A 23,599-nucleotide genomic window follows, 5' to 3' on the forward strand; every position below is an offset into this window, starting at 1 on the left:
AAAAACACGCAATGAATACAGGAAAAAGAACAGAGAGTGAAGTGCAATTCCTGAGGAAAACAATGCTCCTGTTGCCATGCATCATGTTCTTTACACTCTGTTCATTTGGTTCTGCAAGCCCGGTGTATGCTGACCGGACAGGTCTCAGGGAGAGAATCGCCCTGTTCCCTTTTGAGAACCTGACAGAAGACAGGAATGCCCTGCAGATCGTCATGCCGGTCATAAGGGAGAAGCTTGAATCTCTGGGGTATGAGATACTGGATGATGACAGTCTGGACAAATTTTTGCTGAAAGAAAGGGTCAGATGCACAGGCTACATATCAAGGGATACCGCACGTAAACTGCGCGATGAACTCCGGATAAACGCAGTCCTTGTCGGTGCCGTCAACACATTTTCGAACCGGGAGAACCCGATGGCCGGTTTCTCTGCAAGGCTTGTGGATTTGTCAAGCGGCGCCATCCTCTGGGCTGACCACGCTGCTGCCACTGGTGAGGATTTTGCCACGGTTCTCGGACTCGGCAGGATATCAGATATAGGAACACTAAGCGCAGCAGTTATTGATAAAATGCTCAGGGCATTCAGTACGGTGCAGCCGCTGAAGGAAAAAGAAGCAACTTACAGGGTGGCAGTAATGCCATTTCAGAACAAGAGTAGGGTCAAGGATGCCGGAATGATCATCACTTATATGTTCATTGTTGAGTTGTTCAGGCATACGCAATTTGAACCAATAGAATTCGGTGACGTCAGATGCCTGCTGATGAATCTCCGGGTCAGGGAAAAGGGAGAGCTTGATTTCAGAACGACCGACGCCATATCAGAATCTTCAGGGGTTGACGGAGTCATTCTGGGCACGGTGGACATGTATGCTGAGGGGGAAGGAAGCACACCTCCTGAGGTTTCCATATGCGCACGACTGCTTGATGCCCGCAGAGAAAAGATGCTGTGGTGCGACAGCAGCCAGGCAAGAGGCGATGATTCCATTTCGGTGTTCGGCTTGGGAAGGCTGAGAGCGGCAGAAAATGTGGCGTATAAAGTTGTATCGGAACTTGTACACGGCATGAGTGGGGCAAAATGGCAATAGACAGACAGAAAAGAGCAATGAGCACGAAAGTCAGGTACAGAAAACAGAAATCTGACGTGCACATCATGAATCAGACATCCATGAAGACTGGTATGTACTGTTTTGGCGTTATCCTTGTTATGTTCTGCTGGATGATGGTTTTCAGCGGCTGTGCTTTATCCACCAAGCATGAGTTGGTGCTTGCTGTTGTTGACGGTGAACGTGTAACGGAAGGGGATCTCAAATACTCTCTGAACATTGCACACCGGAGAGAAGACCTTTCATCTGCAGGACTTCTGGATCTGGAAGAATTCATACAGAGACTGATCGACGACAGGTTGATCGTCCACGAAGCACGCAACGCCGGCGTGGACAGATATCCTGAGGTACGACAGGCTGTTGACGCATTTTTTCTGAGGGAGTCGGTCGTGAGGCTTCATAACCAGGAGATTGTGCAGAAGGTTACGGTATCAGAGCAAGAAATCATGGAGCATTTCAGAACTAATTATGAGAGGTTTACCCTTGAATTGATGGAACTGAAGTCGCGTGAGGAGGCGCAGGGAATTCTGGAGAAAATCCGGACAGGAGAAAATTTCAGAGATCTTGCCAGGGACCATTCTCCTCATTCCATGAAGGATGGTGATGCAGAATACACTGTCACGAGGAATACTGTTTCAGGAGATATTGAAAACGCTCTCGTTTCCCTGAACCCCGGAGAAATCAGTGAGATTGTCAAAGTAAACGAGAGGTACTACATCATACATTTACTCGGGAAAAGCAGTGCGCCTGCCGAGCAGTACCAGGATTTCAGGGGCAGGATTGAGCGGGAACTCAGGAAGCAGAAAGAAAAATTCCGCAGTGAGGAGTACCTGAAGGAACTCCGTGCAAAATCTGCGGTAAGGATTGACCGGGAAATTCTGTCCTCCATTGAATCAGAAAAAACAGGGGAAGAGACCGGGATACGTGCAGATGATGCGAGGACTGTGGCCGAGGTGAATGGTGCAGTTCTGACTGTTGCAGATTTGGTCAGGATGAACCCGCCGTCTTCCGATAAGTCCAGTGAGGATATCGTCAACGCGTGGATTGACCGCAAAGTCGTTGATCAGGAAGCACTCAGACGTCATTATAAGGCCGATGCCGGCTTACAGGCTGTAACTATCCGGTATGAGAACGAGATTCTCAAAAACACCTATATCAGGAAAATGATAGTTCCCCAGATAACCGTTCGTGAGGCAGACCTTCAGCAGTACTATGCAGCGCATCAGCAGGATTTCGCAAAACCGGTGCGTTACCGGCTGCTGCAGATTACGGTGAAGTCAAGGGAGGATGCTCAGGAAATCGCGAAAAGCATTGCGGAGGGGGCAGATTTTTCCTGGCTCGCAAAGAGAAAGTCAATTGATTCGGCAGCATCGCGGGGAGGCGATGCCGGATGGATTGCCGGGAAAGATTTACCACGGCCCGTTGCAGAAGTGATAAAAACAATGGGCACCGGAGAAACAAGCCCGATAATTCCGTTAGATTCATCATACGGGATATTCAGGATACAGGAAATGACAGAAAAAGAAACTGAAGCATATGCGCATATTAAGGACACGGTATCCAAAGCATATATAAAAGAGCAGATAAGAAACATTCAGGATAAGTACCTCAGGCAGTTGAGGGCGGCAGCAGAAATACGAGTGCATGAAGAAAACATCACGAAGCTGAAAGAAAAACTGAAGCAGTAAGATATCACTGCGTGATCTGCTGCAAAAACGAAAAATACGTTTGAATACACGCATGAAATGAGTGGATTTATGAAAATGAAAAAAATTGTCAAAATGTTTCTGGTGTTGTGTATCCTGGGTGTTTTCTTCACGTGCGCACCGGACCAGACTGTCAGAAGGGGCTTTCAGGCCAAACCATGCCTTGATTGTCATAAACTTCAAATGAGTGCCTTTGGGAAGAAGCATGTCCATTCTCCTATGGCAAAGCATGACTGTGAGGCGTGTCATCTCCGTCACGGGAAAATAGCGGTGTTGAGCCTTAAGGAAAGGGAAGAGAAAAAACTCTGTTACCTCTGCCATACGCAGATGTCCCTTGAAATGGATAAGACGGCTCATGTCCATTCAGCGGTGAACCAGGGGAAATGCCTTCCCTGCCATAATCCCCATTCATCGGATACCAAGTCCCTCCTGAAAAAAACAGGTAATGAGCAGTGCCTCCAGTGCCATGATCAGACACCATTTATGCGTCCCCAGCGGCATAAACCATTATCTGACGGATGCCTGACCTGTCATACCGCGCACGGGTCGAAGTATAAAAATAATCTTGTCAAAGATGTGACCGAACTATGCAATACCTGCCACTCTTATACAGAAGAAAAATTCAGGAAGGCTCACCGGGATTATCCTGTTCAAAAAGGAAGATGCACCGGTTGCCATACCCCCCACAGTTCATCAAATGCGGGATTGCTCAGGGAGTCAGTTCATTCGCCAATGAAGCTTGGGAAATGCTCATCATGCCACAAACCTTCCAGCGACGTTTCTCCTCTCAGAGTCGTTGCTTCGGACGGGCAACTCTGCTACACATGCCATCAGAAAGAGGAGAAAGGATTCAGAGAGCCGTTCAGGCATCAGCCGGTTGAGGAAGGAAAATGCATGCAATGCCATAGTCCGCACGCAGCGAATTTTCCAAAGGTATCGCTGCGGGATAAAAACAGCCTCTGCATCAATTGCCACACACAGAAGGCTGATATTCTTAAAAAGAGCAGCCTGCACCCGCCTATCAGGGATAAAGGCTGTACCGCCTGCCATAACCCTCACGCGTCTCAGAATCGGCTGTATCTTAAGGTGGCGGAGAAGAAACTCTGCCTAACCTGTCATGTGAAGACAGAAAAGGAACTCCTGGAAAAATATGCGCATATGCCATTTTCAAAAAACGAATGCGGGAAGTGTCATGATTCGCACGGCAGCAATAATCCCCGAATGATGAAGACACCTGTCTCAGTGTTATGTTACACCTGTCATAAAAAGCAGGAGAAGGATTTCTTTCAGACATATGTCCATACGCCGGTGAACAACAAAAAGTGCACCTCGTGCCACAAAGCCCATGCCTCTTCCTATACGAGATTGCTGAACAATACACCTGATCAGCTCTGCATGAACTGCCACGGCAATATGCACCTTGCACTCAAGGAAGAGGTAACGCACAAACCGTTCAGGGAAAAGACCTGCGGCGTCTGTCACAATCCTCATGCGAGCGAGTATGTTGCCAACACCAGGTCATCCATGCCCGGTCTGTGTTATGGGTGCCACAAGAAAATGGATATCGAGGCAAAAGTGAAAAACAACCAGCACCTCCCGTTTGAAGAGGGCAAATGCTCGGGATGTCACAGTCCTCACGGAACCAAAATATCGGGTCTTCTTCTCAACAGGCCAAAGGAGCTTTGCCTTTCATGCCACGAGAGAATTGTCACAACCACTGCAAGAAAGGGCCATATAGGGATGGAAAAGGGAGACTGCCTGAGCTGCCACACCTCTCATGTCGGAGATGCAAAATATCTTTTGAATAGCAAAGACCCGGATTTATGCGTGAAATGCCACGCGTCAGATTCAGAGAAGATGCTGAAGGCACATGCAAGACCTGTATCCGGAATCAAGCGTTGCCTGAGCTGCCATCAGCCACATGTGAGCGAAAAGCCGGGCATGATAAGGAAAGTGAAACATGATCCTTTTTCCAAAGGGGAATGCAGGGCGTGTCATGAATAAGCAAACAACAAAGCGCCGGGAGCAAAGAATCGGGAAAAAAGATCCGGGACAGGGGAATCCCGCGAACATAATCGCGATATGTGTTTTTCTGACGGCCGTTTTCCTGAGCGGGAACGTGTTTGCCCAGGGAAAACCCGGAGAAAAAGTTCCTGATGTATGCTACAAGTGTCATGTGAAACTCAGGGAAAGACTGTCCGGCAGTCAGGTGCATTTCCCTTTCAGGGACGGCAGATGTCTCTCATGCCATAATGCGCATGCAGGCAACATGAAAGGACTTGTAAGAGAGGATATCAATACGCTCTGTTTGGGCTGTCATGATGCGGTCAGAAGAAATCTTGACCAGGGATATGTACATCGCGCGTTAAAGAAGGGGGTGTGCACGGATTGCCATCATGCACACAGCGGTGAATACACACATCTCCTGGTAAAAACGCAGAAGGACCTCTGCTGGAACTGTCACTCCTCTATACAGGATCAGGCAAAAAAGAAATTTGCCCACAAGCCTTTCAGAGAGGGGGAATGCTCGTCCTGTCATAATGCACATGCATCGTCCCAGGAAAACCTTATGCGGGACACCGCACAAAAACTGTGCAGAAAGTGCCACTCAGCCGGTTGCAGGGTGGGGGGTGTTTCAATAGCTTCTGCTGTTGCCCAATCAGACTGCACGTCATGCCACAGCGGGCACGCATCAGATTCCGGCGGCCATCTCGGACCATATGGACATAGCGCCTTCCTCGGAAAACAATGCAACACGTGTCATGATCCGATCGTTTCAGACAGAAAAATCACTACCAGGATATCCGGATCCGCGTTATGCCTCAGCTGTCATAAAAAGGATACCCTGAGAGTCAGGGAGAATGACGCGCATATCCGGGATGAAAAGGGAGGTTGTGTGCTCTGCCACAATTACCACGCATCAAAGAGGCAGAACCTGACTGTAAAGGAATCGCAGATCTGCATGACGTGTCACAAGGAAACCGGGAAGAGGACAGAAATGATGGAAAAGGCATTGCGATCAATCAAATGTGTTCCGGTTAAGGACAGGAAATGCTTTGAATGTCATAATCCCCCGCATTCTTCTCATGAGCTCTACCTGCGGGCAGAAAGTATTCAGACATGTGCCAGGTGCCACATACAGCAGCACAAAGTTACCCATCCGCTCGGACAGGATGTGAAAGACCCGCGGAATGGTCAGCCGGTTTCCTGTATTACCTGTCACAGCATGCATTCGTCGAAGGCCGAGTTTATGCTTTACTTTGACAGGAAGAGACAACTCTGTATCCAGTGCCACAAGAGGTAGTCGCAAGCTGAAGGATGAAAGCATGGATAAGGGAGTCACGGGCAGAAAGCTGCTAGCGGAGGGAAAGACGCATACACGCTTTTTCTTCCCGGAAAAGACAGGAGGAATGCTCATGCATGTTCTGTGTAATCTGCTCGTGTATGCATGCATTCTGCTGCATAGTGTTCCTTCTGACGCAAAGATAACAGGAAACTGCAGCGACTGTCATACCATGCATAACAGTCAGAACGGAACTGCCATGGCTACATACGGTGCAGACGGCAAGCCATGGAAAGGATCAGGCCCTTTCAAGTTCCTGGTCCGGGGTGACTGTCTCGGATGCCATGGAATGGGCAGAACCAGCAAAATTGAGACGATGGGAGGTAATGCCATTCCCCAGGTGTATCATACAGACAACACCGGAGACCTTGCGGGAGGGAATTTTGCATATATTCTTGGTGCAAAGGGTACCGGAGCCTCAGACAGAAAAGGACACAATGTGATTGACATCGGCAAAATCGACGATATCCTCACTGATGCACCGGGAAGATATCATGATCCCATGGCGAGGAATACCGAACTTACCTGTGCAGGGAATAATGGCTGCCATGGCTGGCGGGAATTCAACAACAGCGGGAGCGGACTGGGGAGCCTGAAAGGCGCCCATCATCAGAATGTGGAAGGGAAGTGTGATGTTGCCGACAAGAATCAGAACAGCTACCGCTTCCTCAGGGGGGTAAAAGGACTTGAAAACACGGGTTCGTACAAATGGCAGAATTACAACAGCGAGCATCACAACGAGTACTACGGCACGTCAACGCCAATGGGAAGCACATGTACTGACTGCCACGCTGCTCCAAACATGTATTTGCGGCCGAGCAACAGCTCGATCAGCGGCTTCTGTGCGACATGTCACGGAAACTACCATGTCTTAACGGGGATAGGCGGGGATACCTCTTCACCATTTACCCGCCATCCGACTGATGTCCTGTTGCCTGCAAGCGGAGAGTATGCAGGATATACCACTTACAGCACAATCGCCCCGGTAGGAAGGAGGACAGTGCCCGATTCCATGAGCAGCTCGGTAACGCCGGGGAACGATGTAGTTACCTGTCTCTCCTGTCACGCTGCCCATGCAACTGATTATGCGCATCTTCTGAAATGGGACTACAGAAACTGGCCGGGAAACGGCCTGCCGAACGGATGCAACGCATGTCATACGGGAAAGAATTAGCGGGCAGTAAAATGTGCAGGGCACTATGCAGAGAGCGGACTGTCATGAGAACGAAGGAGAAAGGCAATGAACAAACAGCAGAACAGTAAGGACAGCATTATCTGCAATGTTGTTCTAATTGGTATTTGCGCAATATTGATTGCTTTCTGCTTCCTGCTTTATCCTCAAAAAGTATCGAGCGGTCCCTATGTTGATTCACAGCACGGAGACAGCTCAAGAGGTGTCAACCGTTCGAGCATCGATCCCAAATACAATACCTTTGCCACAGGAAACTGCGGACATTGTCATGAGGTACATGCAAGCCTTGAAGGATCCGAACCCCTGCCAAACAGCGGAGTGTCATCAGGGCCTGATCCTGCTGCGCTTTTTTCCTACGAAGAGGTTTTCTGCGAGACCTGTCATGACGGAAGTCTTGTACTGCGGGATATCAGAATGCAGCGCCAGAAGACATACCATCATCCCTTTTCGGAATACAGCGGGCGGCATACCTTAAGCAAGCTTGAATCAGGCCAGAACGGTGCACCGTTCCGTGGAAGCATGCGCCATGCGGAATGCGCTGACTGCCATGAGCCGCATTATATCGGCGACCCCGGCACCTCCTACCATACCTACAATGCAGGCAATCCAGCCAATAATAATCTTGTATCCAACCTGCTCAAGGGAGTGTGGGGGGTTGAGCCCGCAACATCTCCTCTCTGGAGCCCGCCGACAGTATTCAATGAATTGAAGACAGTCGGAGTGGGAAGTGCTAAGGAATACCAGATATGCTATAAATGCCACTCCTATTACGCCCTTCAGGATGCTGACGGTGTGACAACGATTGTCGGACCTTCGAGCGATTCTATTACCGACCAGGCCATGGAGTTCAGCCCGGGAAACAAATCCGCCCATCCGGTACAGGTGACTCTCAACAATCAGATCGGTTCTTATGCGCCTAGGTCTTTGACAAATTCACAGAACGGGGCGCGTATGAGAAGCCCATGGACGAATATCGGAACTCAGACGATGTGGTGCTCCGATTGTCACGGGAATGATGCAACAAGTCCCGTAGGACCTCACGGCTCGAACAAAAAGTTCATGCTGAAGGCAAGCACTGCCAGGCCAAATGCCTACTACTGGCCTCGCAACAATACGAACGGACTGCTCTGGACTTTGTCCGATATAAAAAACAATCAGAATAACTGGAGCAGCGATCTCTTCTGTGTGAATTGCCATGTATTGTATAGTGGAAGCAAATTCCTGAATAATGTCCACGATGACAGTCATCATAGCAATAATGACAGATGGCCTAAAATAGACAAATACCCCAACGGTTCGAATATTCCGGATACAGATAAATATATCGGCGTTCCTTGCGTTATGTGCCATGTTACTGTACCGCACGGATATAAAAGGAGCCGACTGATTGTATATGGCCGTCCGGCAGGGGATACACAAAGTCCCCATCAGTACAAAAACACTGTAACGACCGGGAGAGATAAGGCATTTTCATCCTCATATCACAGTGGCATGATGGGCGTGATGACAGGGTATAAAAAGCATACCAATCCTGATAATTATGATAAAAAATATTGTTATGTTCCGAACAATGAAACCTATTACGACAAGACAAATCAACCGAGATGGGGCTGCTCCGATCATGAAACTAATGATGGAGGCTACGATCCGTAGCATATTTTCATGAATGGTATTCAGTCCGTCAGGAAATTTCTTCTCTCCCCGAAAGCAGTTGTAGTGATGCTCCTGCTTGTGGGAATTTCCTGCCTCTTTGGTGTGAGCATTCCGCAGACAACCCAGAAAAGCCCGCAATTTTTCGAAAACTGGAAACTTGAGAGTCCGGTGGTCTATCATGTGATCGACCTTCTGCAGTTGAACAGGGTCTATACGTCTGTCTGGTTTCTGATAATCGTAGCCGTAATGACACTGAGCCTCCTGTGGTTCAGTATTGAACAGCTTCGTTTTCTTCTCAGATCACGCAGAATTGCCGGGTCAGGGGATATCCGGGAAAAATTCGATAATTATTCAGAAATGCAGGTCTCTGAATCCCTACAGGAGGATAGCCTTTCGGGGATAAGGGATATATTGAAAAAAAGGGGGTACAGGATTTCACGGGACAATGAAGAAGAATATTCTCAATTATTTTCAAAAAACAGGGTGGGAAGATGGGGAACTTTTCTTTTTCATCTGGGACTTCTCTGCATCATAGTTGCAGCCCTCTATGCCCTTGCTTTACAGAAAAGAGGTTTTGTCAGCCTCATACATACGGAAACATTTTCAGGGAAAAAGGAAGACTGGCAGACGGGAAGCAAAGGAGTATTTGCCGATGATTTCACTCTGGATTTCCAGGTGCATCTCAGGGATTTCAGTCCTGCCTACTGGCATAAAGGTGCGGTCAAAAGCCTGGAAAGTGTTCTCATCCTGATTGATAAAGACGGGCGCAGGGAGGAAAAGGTGCTGAGCGTCGACAGTCCGGTAACTCACAACGGAGTAAGAATCTATCAGTCACTTGAGTATGGGTATGCACTGACATTTCTTCTCGAAAGGCCGTTCGCACCGCCGTTCGTCACACATTTTCTGCTGGATTCACCGTCCCGCAGAACGCATCCCTTTACAGGAAAGACGGACTTCCCTGCAACCGGGTATATATTTGATATGAAATTCTATCCCGATGTCAAAGAGCCATCGTATTACTTGAAAAATCCGGTTGTGGATCTGGTGGTCAGGGAGAAAGATGCTGTGAAATTCAACCGGAGGGTTCATTTTAATGAAAAGATATACATCGGAGAAAATGCCTTTACTCTGGCACAGATCCATTACTGGAGCGGGCTGTTTTTTGTGAAAAGTCACGGCATGACAATTGTCTACTCAGGATTTTTCCTGAGCGCCCTCGGTGCATTCCTTATCTATTGTATGCCCTACAGCGAGATCAGGATAACACACGGGGAAAAAAACGGGAAAGGCGTAGCGATCATTGGCGGACGCAGCCGGAAGTATCAGGCGCTCTTTGCCGATGAATTCGGGAAAATCATTGCGGATATGGAGAAGGTGTTCTCAATGAATACGGGGAGAACGGATCGTGCGGAGAGGGTCTGCAAGTGCGAATGGGACAGGGCAAATTTGCAGTCCAGCGTGAGATAGAATCATTAATGCTTACTCTGGGAACAAACCTGCAAATGATTACTGTTATCCTGTCATTTCGGATCGTATTCTGTCGGCGCGGCAGTAACATGATGTTTTCATCCTGAAATCAGACCACGGGGATACAAAAATGCAGCTTTTACAGTATGAAGCAATATTCCACTGGACAGCAGTTTTCTTTTATGCGGTTGCAACGGTCGTTCTTGTGTATGGTATATTCTTTCAGAAAGATCAAAGGCTGAATACCGGGATCAGGATTGCCATCGCAGGGCTGCTCCCCCATACGGCAGCCCTTGGTGTAAGATGGTATGCTGCCGGACACGGCCCGTATCTTTCGCGACTTGAAGGGTTTTCCTCAATTGCGTGGGTGGTGATTATCATGTTTGCAATCTTTGCTTTTCGTGTTCCTAAATTAAAGGCACTTGGCATAATCATATTTCCTGCCTCATTCATCATCATGACTGTTGGGCTGTTTTCAGCCCATGAAATAAAGAACCTGCCGCCGACCTTTCACAGCATCTGGCTCTGGGTTCACATCGGGTTTACAAAACTCGCTGCGGGATCGTTATTGATTGCGCTGGGTTCAGCGGTTTTTTTTCTTCTGAAAAAGACAATGGGCGAGGAGGGGTTCTTCCGGAAAATATCTTCCCTCGAAGTTCTTGATACCTACAGTTACAAATTTGCAGGCCTCGGATTTGTCGCCTGGAGCATCTCGGTTGCGTCAGGCGCCATTTGGGCGAATGAAAGCTGGGGAAGATACTGGGGGTGGGACCCTATCGAAACATGGTCACTGATCACGTGGCTCCTCTTTGGTATGTATCTGCATCTCAGGAGGTTCTTCAGGTGGAAAGGAGAAAAGGCTGCAGTATTGATGATCGTCTGTTTCGTGTTTTCAATGGTGACATTGTTTGTAATCCCGTTTGTCGTCGACACCATTCATACCGAGTTCTTTTTGTAGTGCCATGACGAGGGGAATGAAGTACTGGCTGATTATTATAAACAGTTTCCTCCATGACCTGGTTACGGGTTTCTGGGCAAGCACTCTCATTGTTATCTATCTGCTCAGAAACAAGGTTCCTCTGGTGCACAGGATTCCTGCTGAGACATTGGGAGAGATAACGAAGGTATTTTTCTGGCTAGGGGTATTCTCGTTGATAATCATCATTATCACAGGCTTCTTCAGAACATGGTATTACCGGAATATGTACGACACGGGGCTGGAATCAGTCAGAAAGAAGATACTCGTTCTCAAGCATATTCTGCTCGGAATTATTTTTACTGCGGGTACCTACTGGGCTTACAGTAATGCATATTACTGAAGAATTCGGGGACATAAGGAAATTGCAGCCATCTGCGGTTTTTTTAGCGGGAGCAAATGCAGATGCAGGCATTGACCTTCCGCTGAGGAAGGAAAGAAAATGATTGATTACTCACTTGATGCAAAGTTTGTAAAACAGCTTGACAAAGACATCCTTGAGTTTGTTCAGCAAGGGATTGAGAACCAGGATGACAACGGGTTCAATGAGCTGGCAGTAAGGACATTTGAGCTGCAGTACAATACCATCGCACCTTACCGTGAGTATTGCATAAGCAAAAAAATATCTCCCCGGAAAATATCCCACTGGAAAGAGATACCGGCGGTGCCATCGTTAGCCTTTAAAAAATTCGTCCTGATGTCGTTCCCGGTCGAAAGGGCGGAACATGCATATTTTACCAGCGGCACTACAGACCCTGCGAAAAAGGGAAGTATTTATCGTGATAAGGGAGCGGTATCTCTTATCAATGCGGCCAACGGACTGCTGACAAGGGAATATGTCTTTCCTGATGCGGACAAGATGAAGATCCTTCTGATGACCCCTTCTCCGCGGATGGCGCCCGGAATGGGAATGGCAGTCGGGCTCGAGCAGGTCCGAACCGAATTCGGAACCCGGGACAGTGCATATCTGATCACCATGCGCGGTCTGAATCTTGAAATGCTGCTGAAATCACTGATGGACGCAGAGGATACGGGAGAGCCGGTCGCCTTAATAGGGTCTACGTCGGGATTTGTCTATTTTCTGAATGCGTGTGAAAGTGACGGCATCAGATTTCAGCTTCCACCCCAAAGCAGGGTATGTGATGGCGGAGGGTATATGGGGCAGTTCGGAGAGTGTTCCAGAGAGGAATATTTCGAAAAGTGCGCATGGATTCTGGGAGTGGCAGAGCATTACTGCATCAACGTCCTTGGGATGGGAGAGATAAGCACCAATTTTTTTGACAATTGCCTGAAAGACAAACTGAATGGAAACAAAGGGAAGCGGTATAAAATCATACCTCCGTGGGTCAGAACAGAGGTAGTGGACATCAACGGGTTTCAGGAACTTCCTCCGGGTGAAACAGGTCTTCTCAGGCATTATGATTTAATCAACCGCGCAATGGTAATGGCGGTGCAGACTGACAACCTCGGGTTAAGAACCGGCGAAGGCTTTGAAGTAATCGGAAGATGGAAGAAAAATCCGGGAAGGTTCGATGCTGAAGAGATACAAATTTCTCATGGAGGAAAGGTCATGACGCAGATGGTAAAATTCCTGCTTAAAAGGAATCTGAACAGGACCGGATCTGTTTACAGAAAGATACGGAGAGGCTGATGACATGGGGGCGTAAGAAAAAAAAGGCTATAACGGATCAAATGATCGGCATGGATGACAAGCTGTGCAGTTGTTCTTCCCTTGTAGGAGAAATGCTGCGGGACGGGAATAAGGAAGGCAAAAAAAGACCTTCACTCAAGGAAATTGTGGATTCAATGAAAACAGAGAAGAACAGAAAGTTATAAGAGCTACAATGGAGCATTTATGTTGTACAGGCGTATAACATGTGAGTACAGTAATCCCCCTTTGGTAAAGGGGGAATGAGGGAATTCTCTAATGCAATGTAAATTCCAAAGCGTTATACTGGTCTCCCTTGCCTTTCTGCTCTTATTACTCTCTTCCTGCACGCAGATTGAAAGGGCAAAGGACACTTCTGCAGTGAAGAGTGTTATCATGCACTATCACAAAGGGCTCATCCATGCCTCAAAGATGGGGGAAATGACCCCCCTCAATAATATTGCATCGGATGAGGTTTTGCGGAAGCTCTATTTCTGGATAGCAGCATGGGATGATGCTGACATGTACATGGATGCGGAGTTGAAAGAGATACAGTTCAGGAGCGTCGTGTTTTCGGGGAATACTGCAAAAGTCACTACGGCCGAGGACTGGCTATATAATTACCGCAGTCTGAAAACCAAACAGGTAGTACTGCCTACCGAAAGAATATCCTATGAAATGGAATACACGCTGAATAAAAATAGCGCGTGGACAATAACACTGATCAGCATAAAGAAAGAGGAAAAAAAACACAGCAAAGAGTAAAATGCGCTTTGCGCGCATCGCCCAAATAAATCCCGCATGTAGTCCGCATCATTTTCAACACATGAATCCCGGCTAGATTCTCCCTCCTGTCTTCAGGCAGCGCTCATTAAGGTTTCTGTTGGCTTTAATGAAGACATTTTTAAACTGTCAGCAATCTCATCGTATTAAGCAAAAAATAATTTCAGCTACAACGCAAAAACATAATAAAACAATAAATAACAATAATATATCGTCAATTAGCAAAACAAATGGGCATATTAAAAAAAAGCATTTGCTAATATTTTATATGACAATTAAATTATAGCTGCTTTGACAGTGTGTCAAGGCACGTTGTATCCGAAGGGCAAGAGTAACTTTAAAAGAAAGGAGGTGAAAGAAATGAAAAGAAAAATGCCCGTAATTCTTTTTCTGGCTACAGTAATGCTTTTCTCGACAGCCCTGACGATTCTGGCGACAGTACCTCCACCGCCCGTAAATCAGCTTCTCGGTATTCCTGACAGTGTTTTTAACAACCTTATAGAACCTGACTGCAGGTTATGCCATGAAGACCCGACGATCGTCAATCCGGGGACTCTTCCCGACCGTCATCATCTGCTTGTCGGCCAGCCGGTGCAGTGTCCTTCTGCCGCGCCGAACGACATCTGCCCAACTGCCGACACTTACGCATGCTTGACCTGCCACAGTGTTGTATGGGACCCGAAATCCATGTCATTTGTGCTCCAGACTTTCAGGGACTGCCTGCTCTGCCATGTACAGGTTGCCGGTCAGGCATCTGTGCATCACCTGACAGCAAAAGCCCAGTCTCAGGACTGCAAGGCATGCCATGGCCCAATTGACAACCCCGGTGACGGCCATTATATCCCCACGTACCCCAAGAGCATGGTAACGCCGTACACAGGCCTTGGGACAGGAACAAACGGTCAGGGAGGATGTGCCTTCTGTCACAGGCCCGGCACCGATAGCTCAACGGGTATCCCGATACCTGTGTACAGAAATGCGGATACCCATCACAGCACCGGCTTGGGGCTTGCGGGACAGACAGTGACGTGCCTCCTGTGCCATTCTCCCAATGGACCAACAGTTGGGCTTGATATCAGGTACTGCGAGAAATGTCATGGTGTTGCTTCGCTGCACAATATTCAGGTCGACTCACCTAACAGTGCGAATATCGGGAGCATTGTCCCGGGTAAGGAAAATGCATATTGGGGCCATATCGGGGCAAATGCTGACTGCAACGGATGTCATCTGAATGCCCCGATTACGACTGCTTCAGCCGCTCCTTACTCAGGCGCAGTGATCCCTGATATCAGCGGGATGAGCAGATACAGTGTGCCTGCAGGCGCAAATACTACGCTCACGATTACTGGTTCTGCATTTACCAACGCCGTTCAGGGACCGACAGGGCCGATCGAACTTGCTTCCAATGTTCTTCTGACTGCAGACAACGGTTTCTCGCTTACCCTGACCCCCGGGCTGATCAGCGAATCCTCGATGAATGTGACAATTCCTGGAACTCTTCCTGAAGGCAATTATTCTCTCCGTGCCGTAAAGGGCAGCAAATCCAGTAATGTCATGGCACTGGTTGTCGTAACCCCTGTGAAGGTAGCATCCGCAAAACTGAACAGGAAAGGCACCGTAACCATTAGTGGTTCCGGGTTTGGGGCTGCTCCGTCACGGAGTTATGACTCTGGCCTTGGCGTCACCATTAATGGCACCAGGTGCACGATCAGCTCATGGAGCAATACCAGGATAGTTGCTACCAGTCCGTATGCGAAACTCAATGCGGTAGTGACTGTGAAAGCCTTATTCGGCTCGGCATCATCGAAGATTACGAGATAGCAGAAACAATCGCAGGGCAGGGGATGAGTGCATCCCCTGCTTTGCGAATAGAAGGAAGATTAGAGGAACACATACAGATGAAAAAGAAGAATCTGTTTATTCAGAGCGCATTATATATGCCATATGGACGGATTCTCATCGCAGAAAAAATAAGATGCCTTCCTGCTGTTTGGGGGCTGATGGCAGTTTTCCTGTGCATGATCCCGTTCTCCTTCTCACTGGCATCAGAAGGTGGCGATAGTGTTGTGGCAAAAGTCAATGCACAGAATATTTATAGAAGCCAGCTCGACCCTGAGGTAGACAAGCTCCTTTCAAAATATAAAAAACACGGCTTGCAAAAGACTTCACCTGAACTGTTGAGGCGTCTCCAGAAGGAGCCGCTCGAACGACTGATTACACAGGAGCTTTTGTTCCAGGCAAGCAGGGATATGGTTGTTCAGGGAATAGAGGACAGGATTGATGAACAGATGCAAATGCTGCGGAAAAGAGCTGTTTCGGGAGAGCAATTAGTGGAATCGATAAAGAATATGAAGATGACGGCAAAAGAAACAAGAGATTCCATAAGAAAAAACCTTCTGATTGAAGCATACCTCGAAAGGCAGGGGATTTTGAACCCAGAAATACGGGAGGAAGACATTCGGCAATATTACGAAAAAAACAGGAACAGCTTTATGCGACCATATTCCGCAAGGGTAAGTCATATCTTGATCAAGGCTCCAAACGACGGAGACCCAGAAGCAATCAGGCGAGCACGTGAAAAGATCGAAGAAATCCACCATCTCATTGCAGACGGAGAGAAGTTCCCGGAGATGGCACAGCAGTATTCGGAATGTGACAGTGCATCAAAGGGTGGTGATTTGGGACACATCTCCAGAGGGTATATGCCTTCAGAGTTCGATAAGGTCGCATTTTCATTGCAGGAGGGAGAACTGAGTGATATTGTCCGCACGAGATTCGGGTTTCACATCATTACCGTACTCGGGAAAAAGACGGAGGAACTCATACCGTTGGATGAGGTGAAAGAATTCATCAGGAGATATCTTGCAAGAGAGCTTACCCGGAAGAGGATTGGTGAGCACATCAGCGATTTGAGGGCGAAGGCAAAAATAGAAGAGTTTCCTCAATTAATTCAATAAGGGGGTTGCCGTGGGACAGGATATGTTGATACGCAGAAGGACCCTGAAGATGTATGCAGCGCTTGTAATATGCTTCCTAAGCTGGACCATGCAGGACATCTCTGCCCTTGCCCTCACAGAAACTGACTGCAGGGCCTGTCATTCAGGTAATATGGTCGACAGGCATCACCTCCTGATTCAGGCGGAGGGGTTTGCGTGTACGTATTGCCATGCGATCAGATGGGACCCGGCAAAGAACAGTTATTACCCTGAAGTGATACGGGACTGTGTGATATGTCACGGAAGCACAGGGCATGAAGCTGCGCATGATATGGCCTTCATAGATTCTCCGGATTGTCTCCAATGTCATAACGGCAATGTGGTAACTGAACATTCAAATCGCGGGATCGGCTGTAACGCATGCCATGACAGCGCCAATCAGACCATGCAACAGGCTATTGAAAGGGGCATGAACGGCCAGCCTGTCTACTGTCGTGACTGTCATGGAGTTGCGTCCCATGAGGCTGCCCATGAAAAGGCCGTTGTCCCGTATCAGGACTGCGGGAACTGTCATGCGACCAATGTGGTCACCGAACATGCGTACAGGTATCTGGATTGTGCGGTCTGTCATTCAAGCAGTGATCCGGCTGTCATCAATGCAATAGCAGCAGGCAAAAACGGGCAGGAGGTTTACTGTGCGGACTGCCACGTCTCCTTTGGAAACCACACGAGTCAGCATGACCGGACATCCCTGCCGTCACCAGGATGCGCAAACTGTCATGTTTCGAATGTGGTTACCGAGCATGAAAACAATACTGTACCGAACTACTGTTTCAGCTGTCATGCCAGTGCTGACCCCGTGGTAAAGGTTTCAATCGATAATGGCATGGCAGGCGGCAACATTGCATGCAGCGCCTGTCACCCGGCCCACCATGGCAAAACCAACCAGCCTCCCCATGCCAATGCGGGAGCTGATCAAAAAGCCCAGATTGGCAAAACCGTGAATTTTTCCGGTTCAGGATCCTATGACCCGGATGGAACCATCGTGCAGTACACGTGGAAATTCGGAGATGGAAACACAGAGAACGGAGTTTCAGTATCACATGTGTACAAGGTTGCCGGTATCTATGCAGTCACCTTAGCAGTGACCGATAATGGCGGAGCAACTGCTTCGGATACTGCGGTCATAACGGTTGAGGCATTGCCGGAGCCGGTTGCGGTCTATGCTGATCAGGTACTGTGGATACAGAAACTGAAATCAGTCTCCTATTCGGATAACGCCGGGTCAAAGTCGGATATCACCGCAAAATTCAGGGACAATTACCTCGGAGAAACATTCACCATAGAAAATAAACCGGATGAGAACAAGGTAATCGCGATGAGACTGAATAAGGACAGCGTATCCTATGCGGGAATATCACTCTCGCTGTATGTGAAGTCCTTAAACGATGGCAAGCCCCAGACCGTGAAAATTTACCCTTACAAATCTGACGGTATCAGCATAGATTCTGCTTCATCCGTATCCTTTACGATCAACTCTCCCGGATGGACGGAGATTGATGTGACCCCGATAGCGCCGAAATTGAAGGGATTTGGCTGGATGAAATTCCGTATCACCTGCACAACCAGCAGGCTGCATGTCTCTGAAGGAAAATTCAGCGTGTTGTAACATGCGGAAACGGATGTCCGGAATTCTGTATGACAATATGAACTGCGGGAGGTAGCAGATGAAAAGGTATATGATTTTTTTGCTCCTCATAGTGGCAAGTTCTGCAGCATTCGCAGGACATCAGGGCATTCCTCTTACGGAATGTACCGTGTGCCATACTCCGAACCTGGTAAATGAACACGGAGGGTTTTCGAGTACCGCCTGCTGGAAGTGCCACGCGAGCATGGAACAGATCGTCATGGATACGATTGACAGAGGGACTTCAGGACAACCCGTGTACTGTGCGGACTGTCACGGAACAGAGACCCACACAGCAAAACATGTTTCATACATAACGGAATGGATGATTTACTCCGGAGTGGAACCGGCCGGAGCTCCCCTCTGGACACAGATTACGAGTTTCTCGGCTGCGGACCCGGCCCAGAAACAGTACCAGGTGTGCCTTGCATGCCATTCCTATTATGCATTCGGCGCAGTTCCCCACGGAGTGACCGGCATGGTCGGCCCATCCGGATACAATCTCACGGATCAGGCAATGGAATTCAATCCGGCCAATAAATCAGCCCATCCGGTACGGGCTACGCTGGACAGCATGACAGGTTCGTATGCTCCGAGAGCGCTGGCGGCTGCTCAGATGTCATCTTCATGGAAAAATGTCGGGAATCAGCTCATCAATTGCTCGGACTGTCATGAGGTTTCAAGCACAACGGGCCCCCATGGCTCAGCGTATCAATTCGCACTGAAAGGAACCAGGAAATACTGGCCTCGAAACAAGACGAACGGGCTCCTGTGGACATTGTATGACCTGAAAAATAACCGGAACAACTGGAACAGCGATCTCTTTTGCGCCAACTGTCATACACTGTTCAGTGGCGGAAAATTTATGAATAAGGTACATGATGACGGCAATCATACCGGAAATGACAAATGGCCCAAAATAAGCAAATATCCAAATGGTGCAAGCATTCAGGAATCAGAGAAATACACAGGCGTGCCATGCGTGATGTGTCATGTCACCATCCCGCACGGAGCAAAGAGAAGCCGCTTTATTGTATACAAGGATGAACCGTTTCCGTACAACTACAGGAATGTGAAAACCACCGGTCCTGATAAATCCTTTTCCTCTTTCCATGGAGGGATGATGGGTGTTATGACAGGGTACAAGAAATCCTCCAATCCGAGCAATTATGACGAAATATACTGCTATATTCCCAAAAATGAGACATATCCGGGTCAGTCAGGACAACCACGATGGGGGTGTGATGATCATGAAGACAACAGAATGGCCTATGACCCGTGACCTGCCCCTGTCTGGCTGCATGGAGTACGATTTTTAAGGAGTCTGTATTCAAGATGGTATATTTTTTGCAATAATTTTCATAATAAATTCAAAAAAGGAAGAAATTCCGGAAGTGCACAGAAAAAAAATAATGCTGATAACCCCGCCTTATCATTCCGGTGTCGTGGAGTCGGCGGGGGTGTGGATGAATGTCGGATTCGTTTACATAGCCGGAAGCCTGAGGGCCGCCGGGTATGATCCCTACATCTATGACACCATGAGCCTTTGGCACGGTTATGAAGAGATCGGGAAACGAATAACCGATTACAGGCCTGATGTGGTTGCGACGACCTCGTTTACTGCTGAAATAGTGGACGGCCTGAAGGTGCTGAAGCTTGCCAAGGCATTAAACTCCGAGACGGTTACGGTGATTGGGAATGTCCATCCGACATTTTGTTATGAAGAGATTCTCAGGGATCATTCTCATTATGTCGATTTTATTGTGCGGGGAGAGGGTGAGAGGACGATGGTCGAACTGATGCATACCCTCTCGGCAAGTGATGATTTGAGGAAAGTCAGAGGGATAGCATACAGCAAAGACGGGGAGATTATCGTTACCCCTTCCCGTGAATACATAAGAGATCTGGATGCCCTTCCTCTTGCATGGGATCTGATAGAGTGGCCGATGTACAAGTATAAGCCGATGCGGGATTCCGTGCTCGCGATTGTGAGTTCCTCCCGGGGATGCAACCAGCAGTGCAGTTTCTGCTCCCAGCAGCTTTTCTGGCAGCGTCAGTGGAGGGCGAGGAGCGCGGAGAATTTTGTTGAAGAGCTTGAATATCTGAGGGATGTGTACGGCGTAAATGTGGTGATGATCGCTGATGAGACACCAACGCTGTCACGGGAAAGGTGGGAACGGATCCTGGACCTGAAGATCGAAAGGGGGATCGGGACAAAACTCCTGCTCGAGACGCGGGTGGATGATATAGTGCGGGATGAACGCATCATGTGGAAATACAGGGAAGCCGGAGTGGACCACATCTATGTGGGGGTAGAATCGACCTCGCAGGATACCCTGGACATGTTCAGAAAAAATATAAGGGTTGGGGAATCGAAGAAGGCCCTTGAGATCATCAATGCATATGATATTGTTTCAGAAACCTCCTTTGTGCTGGGCATGCCGGATGATACCCGGGAGTCCATCCGGAAATCTGTGGAACTGGCAAAGTACTATAACCCAGACCTTGCATTCTTTCTGGCAATAGCACCATGGCCGTATTCGGATATTTATCCCTCTCTGGCTCCGTATATAGAAGTGCAGGATTACAGCAGATATAATCTTGTCGAGCCGGTTGTGAGGCCGAAATCCTTGACGCTCCCTGAAGTAAGGGACGAACTCGGGAGGGCATCAAGGGAATTCTACATGCACAAGTTGCTTTCACTTGACAGCATGAGCGAACGCAAAAGGGAATTCATGCTGAAGGTGATCGATCTGATCGCCAACGACTCATATCTGGCGAAAGATATGAAGGGAGCCATCCCCGAAGAGATAAAAAAACTGTTAACGAAGGCCGGAGTAGGAACCTGATGCGGGAAGTCTTCCCGCATAATCATATCCAAAATGCGGATATTTTTTTTCGAGCAGATCATCCAGAAAATCTCCTGAGTACCCTGCCTTGAGGTCTGCGTCATGCATTTTTCTGACAGTCTCGAGCTGCTTCAACCGTTCTGTTTCACATATGCCTATAATGTTTCCAGGCGACTTTAATGGATGTATCAGTGAATACAGAAGCAATAAGAATAGAAAACGATTCAAGAAGGGCTCAAAGAGGTTCCTGCATCAAAGAAAGAAAGAAGGTGCCTGCAGTGAAATTACCGACTCAGGCACCTTTTTCGAAAATTACTGGCGTAACCTTGTTTTTTTATTCTATGACAGCAATATGATTAATTTCTTCACCTACCACACAAATCCCAATCCTAATGTGACCGCATGATTGCCATGGCTGGTGTCAGTGACATCACCAAGGTCCATGTCGTCAAAGAACCATTCATAGCGGTAGCGGGTAATTACGAAGGTTTTTTCATTCAAGTATGCTTTGAAGCCTATACTTGGACCAGCTGTTCCGGTTGCATCATCATCGTTGTAGATTGCTCCAATAAATGCCCCCAGGAAGGGCTGGAACGTGTCATTCATGGACAAGCCGAGAAAATGGTAGTTCACAAAGGGGATAGTAGAGGCGGTCCAGGTATCATCTGCATCATCGATAATATTGTAGTTCAACGTTTGTGCTATCCCGATTTGCCAGGCCCTTGAGAGATAGTACCCATATCCCACATCCAGGGTTGCTGTGCCGACATCGGCACCCTGTGATTTGAAGAAACCACCTGAAATCTGAACCTCATTGTCTCCGGCAGATTGGGCACTCAAACTGTTACCTGCAAAGCAGAAGATCAGCAGACATATGCCAATGATTATCGACAGCCTTTTTGATATCATCCTTTTTTCTCCTTTCTTTTTTTATACACATTCTATAAGTATTTCCAGATCCAGCGATAAATAACTCAAACGTTTGGGAAACAGGTCATTGCGAGTCCCGAAAGCATTCGCGACGTGGCAATCTCAGATGATACGACGAGATTGCTTCGCTACACTCGCAATGACTATGCGTTGGGGTATTATTTCTCAGGCTTTGATGCATATTTTGTCAATGTATCATGAAATACCTTCATGTCATTCGGTGTTGTTTTTGTGTCGAACAGTATTTTACGGGCATCAGCTTCTTTGCCATACATTTTTGCATTCGCCTCACTGGTATAGTTGATGGTTGATCCTTCAATGTCTAATCCGGCAAATACCCCCTTGCTGCGGGCATAGCTTATCATTGGGGATTTCAGGAGAATATCGGTTCCAACAGCGGCATCACGACCCACTGGACCGGCGGTAACTCCGATATCACCACCTAATGCAATTTTTGACTTCAACAGCGCGTCAATCCCTTTCTGGTTCATAACGAGCAGAATTACATCAGCTGACTTCGCACCAATTTGTAACCCCCAGCTTACTCCGGTAATCCTGAAGAATGCTGGCGCTCCCCACTCACCGGTTTCTTTGTCACGGCAGCTTACCAGACCGTCGCCACGCTTTGCACCTACAACAAATCCTGCTTTCAGGACCGATGGAAATACCGCAACACATTCAGATTTCTGCAATAGTCTGTTTGGAATTCGTTTGTCAAAATCCTGGGTCATTTGGGTTTCCAGCACTTGTGCAGCTTTTGCAGCCCATTCTGCCTCTCCTGCAGGTTCAGATGTCGCCTGTTTTCCCGTACCAGCACAGCCAACAGTGAGCACAAATAGAAGACATAGTAAAATAACGGGAATTTTCTTTGTGTTCATGGTTGCCTCCTTTTTTGACTGGTTTATACGTGACCCCTAAAACAGTTTGTGAGAATCCATGACTGAAACAAGTTGATAAGACGACTATTTCTGCGAGGTAGCGAGCGTGAATTATTGTCAGAATTATAACATAAAATTCAGACGCTTTACATAATTATTTTCATTTACGGGCATTCCCCAATGGCAAATCAGGCGGATTAAGGACGAAATGAGACAGGATGACTTAATGAAACGCCTGGTTGTACAGGCAATGAAAGTTTTGACAGTATCGCTACTGCTGTGAGTTATTCCATTGTGGTGAAAGACTCCTTGTGAATACGCAATCATTCTGTTCAGGGCATACCGCAGGAAGGAGCAAATTTTCTGTCTGTTTACGGCATGTTATATCTTCCTAATTTTCTTGAAAAAATTGTAAAATAGCCTTAAAACATTCTCTTCGTGAAGAGTCGCA

At 47.8% G+C, this 23,599-nt stretch carries 20 protein-coding genes; 17 read left to right on the forward strand and 3 right to left on the reverse strand.

Going from position 1 to position 23,599, the window contains the following annotated elements; all coding sequences use genetic code 11:
- Positions 1-11: 11 nt before the first annotated feature.
- From AB1552_06095 to AB1552_06175, 17 genes are all read left to right on the forward strand, one after another.
- Positions 12-1,082: a hypothetical protein gene (locus AB1552_06095; GenBank protein MEW6053347.1), complete on the forward strand. Its 1,071-nt coding sequence runs from the start codon at positions 12-14 to the stop codon at positions 1,080-1,082.
- Positions 1,073-2,788, forward strand: coding sequence for a peptidyl-prolyl cis-trans isomerase (locus AB1552_06100; GenBank protein MEW6053348.1), 1,716 nt, complete (start codon positions 1,073-1,075; stop codon positions 2,786-2,788). Before AB1552_06095 ends, AB1552_06100 begins: the two co-directional genes overlap by 10 nt.
- A gap of 237 nt (positions 2,789-3,025) precedes the next feature.
- Positions 3,026-4,810 carry a cytochrome c3 family protein gene (locus AB1552_06105; GenBank protein ID MEW6053349.1) on the forward strand — a complete coding sequence of 595 codons (1,785 nt, stop codon included), beginning with the start codon at positions 3,026-3,028 and terminating at the stop codon, positions 4,808-4,810.
- Positions 4,803-6,110: a cytochrome c3 family protein gene (locus tag AB1552_06110; GenBank protein ID MEW6053350.1), complete on the forward strand. Its 1,308-nt coding sequence runs from the start codon at positions 4,803-4,805 to the stop codon at positions 6,108-6,110. Before AB1552_06105 ends, AB1552_06110 begins: the two co-directional genes overlap by 8 nt.
- A gap of 22 nt (positions 6,111-6,132) precedes the next feature.
- On the forward strand, positions 6,133-7,323 hold the full coding sequence (locus AB1552_06115) for a hypothetical protein (protein MEW6053351.1): 1,191 nt from the start codon (positions 6,133-6,135) through the stop codon (positions 7,321-7,323).
- A 66-nt stretch (positions 7,324-7,389) separates the two neighbouring features.
- Entirely contained in the window at positions 7,390-8,994 is a 1,605-nt protein-coding gene (locus tag AB1552_06120) for a hypothetical protein (GenBank protein MEW6053352.1), read from the forward strand.
- Between the two features lie 9 nt (positions 8,995-9,003).
- Positions 9,004-10,461, forward strand: a complete 1,458-nt coding sequence (locus tag AB1552_06125; protein ID MEW6053353.1) for a cytochrome c biogenesis protein ResB — start codon at positions 9,004-9,006, stop codon at positions 10,459-10,461.
- A 130-nt stretch (positions 10,462-10,591) separates the two neighbouring features.
- Positions 10,592-11,419, forward strand: coding sequence for a cytochrome c biogenesis protein CcsA (gene ccsA / locus AB1552_06130; GenBank protein MEW6053354.1), 828 nt, complete (start codon positions 10,592-10,594; stop codon positions 11,417-11,419).
- A gap of 16 nt (positions 11,420-11,435) precedes the next feature.
- Positions 11,436-11,780 (forward strand): hypothetical protein, encoded by a 345-nt coding sequence (locus AB1552_06135; GenBank protein ID MEW6053355.1) that lies wholly within the window; start codon positions 11,436-11,438, stop codon positions 11,778-11,780.
- 99 nt (positions 11,781-11,879) lie between these two features.
- Positions 11,880-13,088 carry an acyl-protein synthetase gene (locus tag AB1552_06140; protein MEW6053356.1) on the forward strand — a complete coding sequence of 403 codons (1,209 nt, stop codon included), beginning with the start codon at positions 11,880-11,882 and terminating at the stop codon, positions 13,086-13,088.
- Positions 13,088-13,273 carry a hypothetical protein gene (locus AB1552_06145; GenBank protein ID MEW6053357.1) on the forward strand — a complete coding sequence of 62 codons (186 nt, stop codon included), beginning with the start codon at positions 13,088-13,090 and terminating at the stop codon, positions 13,271-13,273. The genes AB1552_06140 and AB1552_06145 overlap by 1 nt, the downstream gene beginning before the upstream one ends.
- A 91-nt stretch (positions 13,274-13,364) precedes the next feature.
- A complete protein-coding gene (locus tag AB1552_06150; protein ID MEW6053358.1) occupies positions 13,365-13,850 on the forward strand; it encodes a hypothetical protein in 486 nt (161 codons plus the stop codon).
- A gap of 378 nt (positions 13,851-14,228) precedes the next feature.
- On the forward strand, positions 14,229-15,689 hold the full coding sequence (locus AB1552_06155; protein MEW6053359.1) for an IPT/TIG domain-containing protein: 1,461 nt from the start codon (positions 14,229-14,231) through the stop codon (positions 15,687-15,689).
- 77 nt (positions 15,690-15,766) lie between these two features.
- On the forward strand, positions 15,767-16,825 hold the full coding sequence (locus AB1552_06160) for a peptidylprolyl isomerase (GenBank protein ID MEW6053360.1): 1,059 nt from the start codon (positions 15,767-15,769) through the stop codon (positions 16,823-16,825).
- 10 nt (positions 16,826-16,835) lie between these two features.
- The gene (locus AB1552_06165; GenBank protein ID MEW6053361.1) at positions 16,836-18,473 is read left to right on the forward strand and encodes a PKD domain-containing protein; all 1,638 of its coding nucleotides are present in this window, start codon (positions 16,836-16,838) and stop codon (positions 18,471-18,473) included.
- A 58-nt stretch (positions 18,474-18,531) separates the two neighbouring features.
- Positions 18,532-19,773: a cytochrome C gene (locus AB1552_06170; protein ID MEW6053362.1), complete on the forward strand. Its 1,242-nt coding sequence runs from the start codon at positions 18,532-18,534 to the stop codon at positions 19,771-19,773.
- A gap of 112 nt (positions 19,774-19,885) precedes the next feature.
- Positions 19,886-21,340 (forward strand): radical SAM protein, encoded by a 1,455-nt coding sequence (locus tag AB1552_06175; protein ID MEW6053363.1) that lies wholly within the window; start codon positions 19,886-19,888, stop codon positions 21,338-21,340.
- On the opposite strand, the gene AB1552_06180 is transcribed toward AB1552_06175, so the two are convergent.
- The 3 genes from AB1552_06180 to AB1552_06190 form a co-directional block, all read right to left on the reverse strand.
- The gene (locus AB1552_06180) at positions 21,314-21,475 is read right to left on the reverse strand and encodes a hypothetical protein (GenBank protein MEW6053364.1); all 162 of its coding nucleotides are present in this window, start codon (positions 21,473-21,475) and stop codon (positions 21,314-21,316) included. The genes AB1552_06175 and AB1552_06180 overlap by 27 nt on opposite strands.
- Positions 21,476-21,709: 234 nt before the next feature.
- Positions 21,710-22,249: a hypothetical protein gene (locus AB1552_06185; GenBank protein ID MEW6053365.1), complete on the reverse strand. Its 540-nt coding sequence runs from the start codon at positions 22,247-22,249 to the stop codon at positions 21,710-21,712.
- A 179-nt stretch (positions 22,250-22,428) separates the two neighbouring features.
- Positions 22,429-23,148 (reverse strand): lipid-binding SYLF domain-containing protein, encoded by a 720-nt coding sequence (locus AB1552_06190; GenBank protein ID MEW6053366.1) that lies wholly within the window; start codon positions 23,146-23,148, stop codon positions 22,429-22,431.
- Positions 23,149-23,599: the final 451 nt, after the last annotated feature.

Source organism: Nitrospirota bacterium, from assembly GCA_040754395.1.
GTDB lineage: Bacteria > Nitrospirota > Thermodesulfovibrionia > Thermodesulfovibrionales > SM23-35 > JBFMCL01.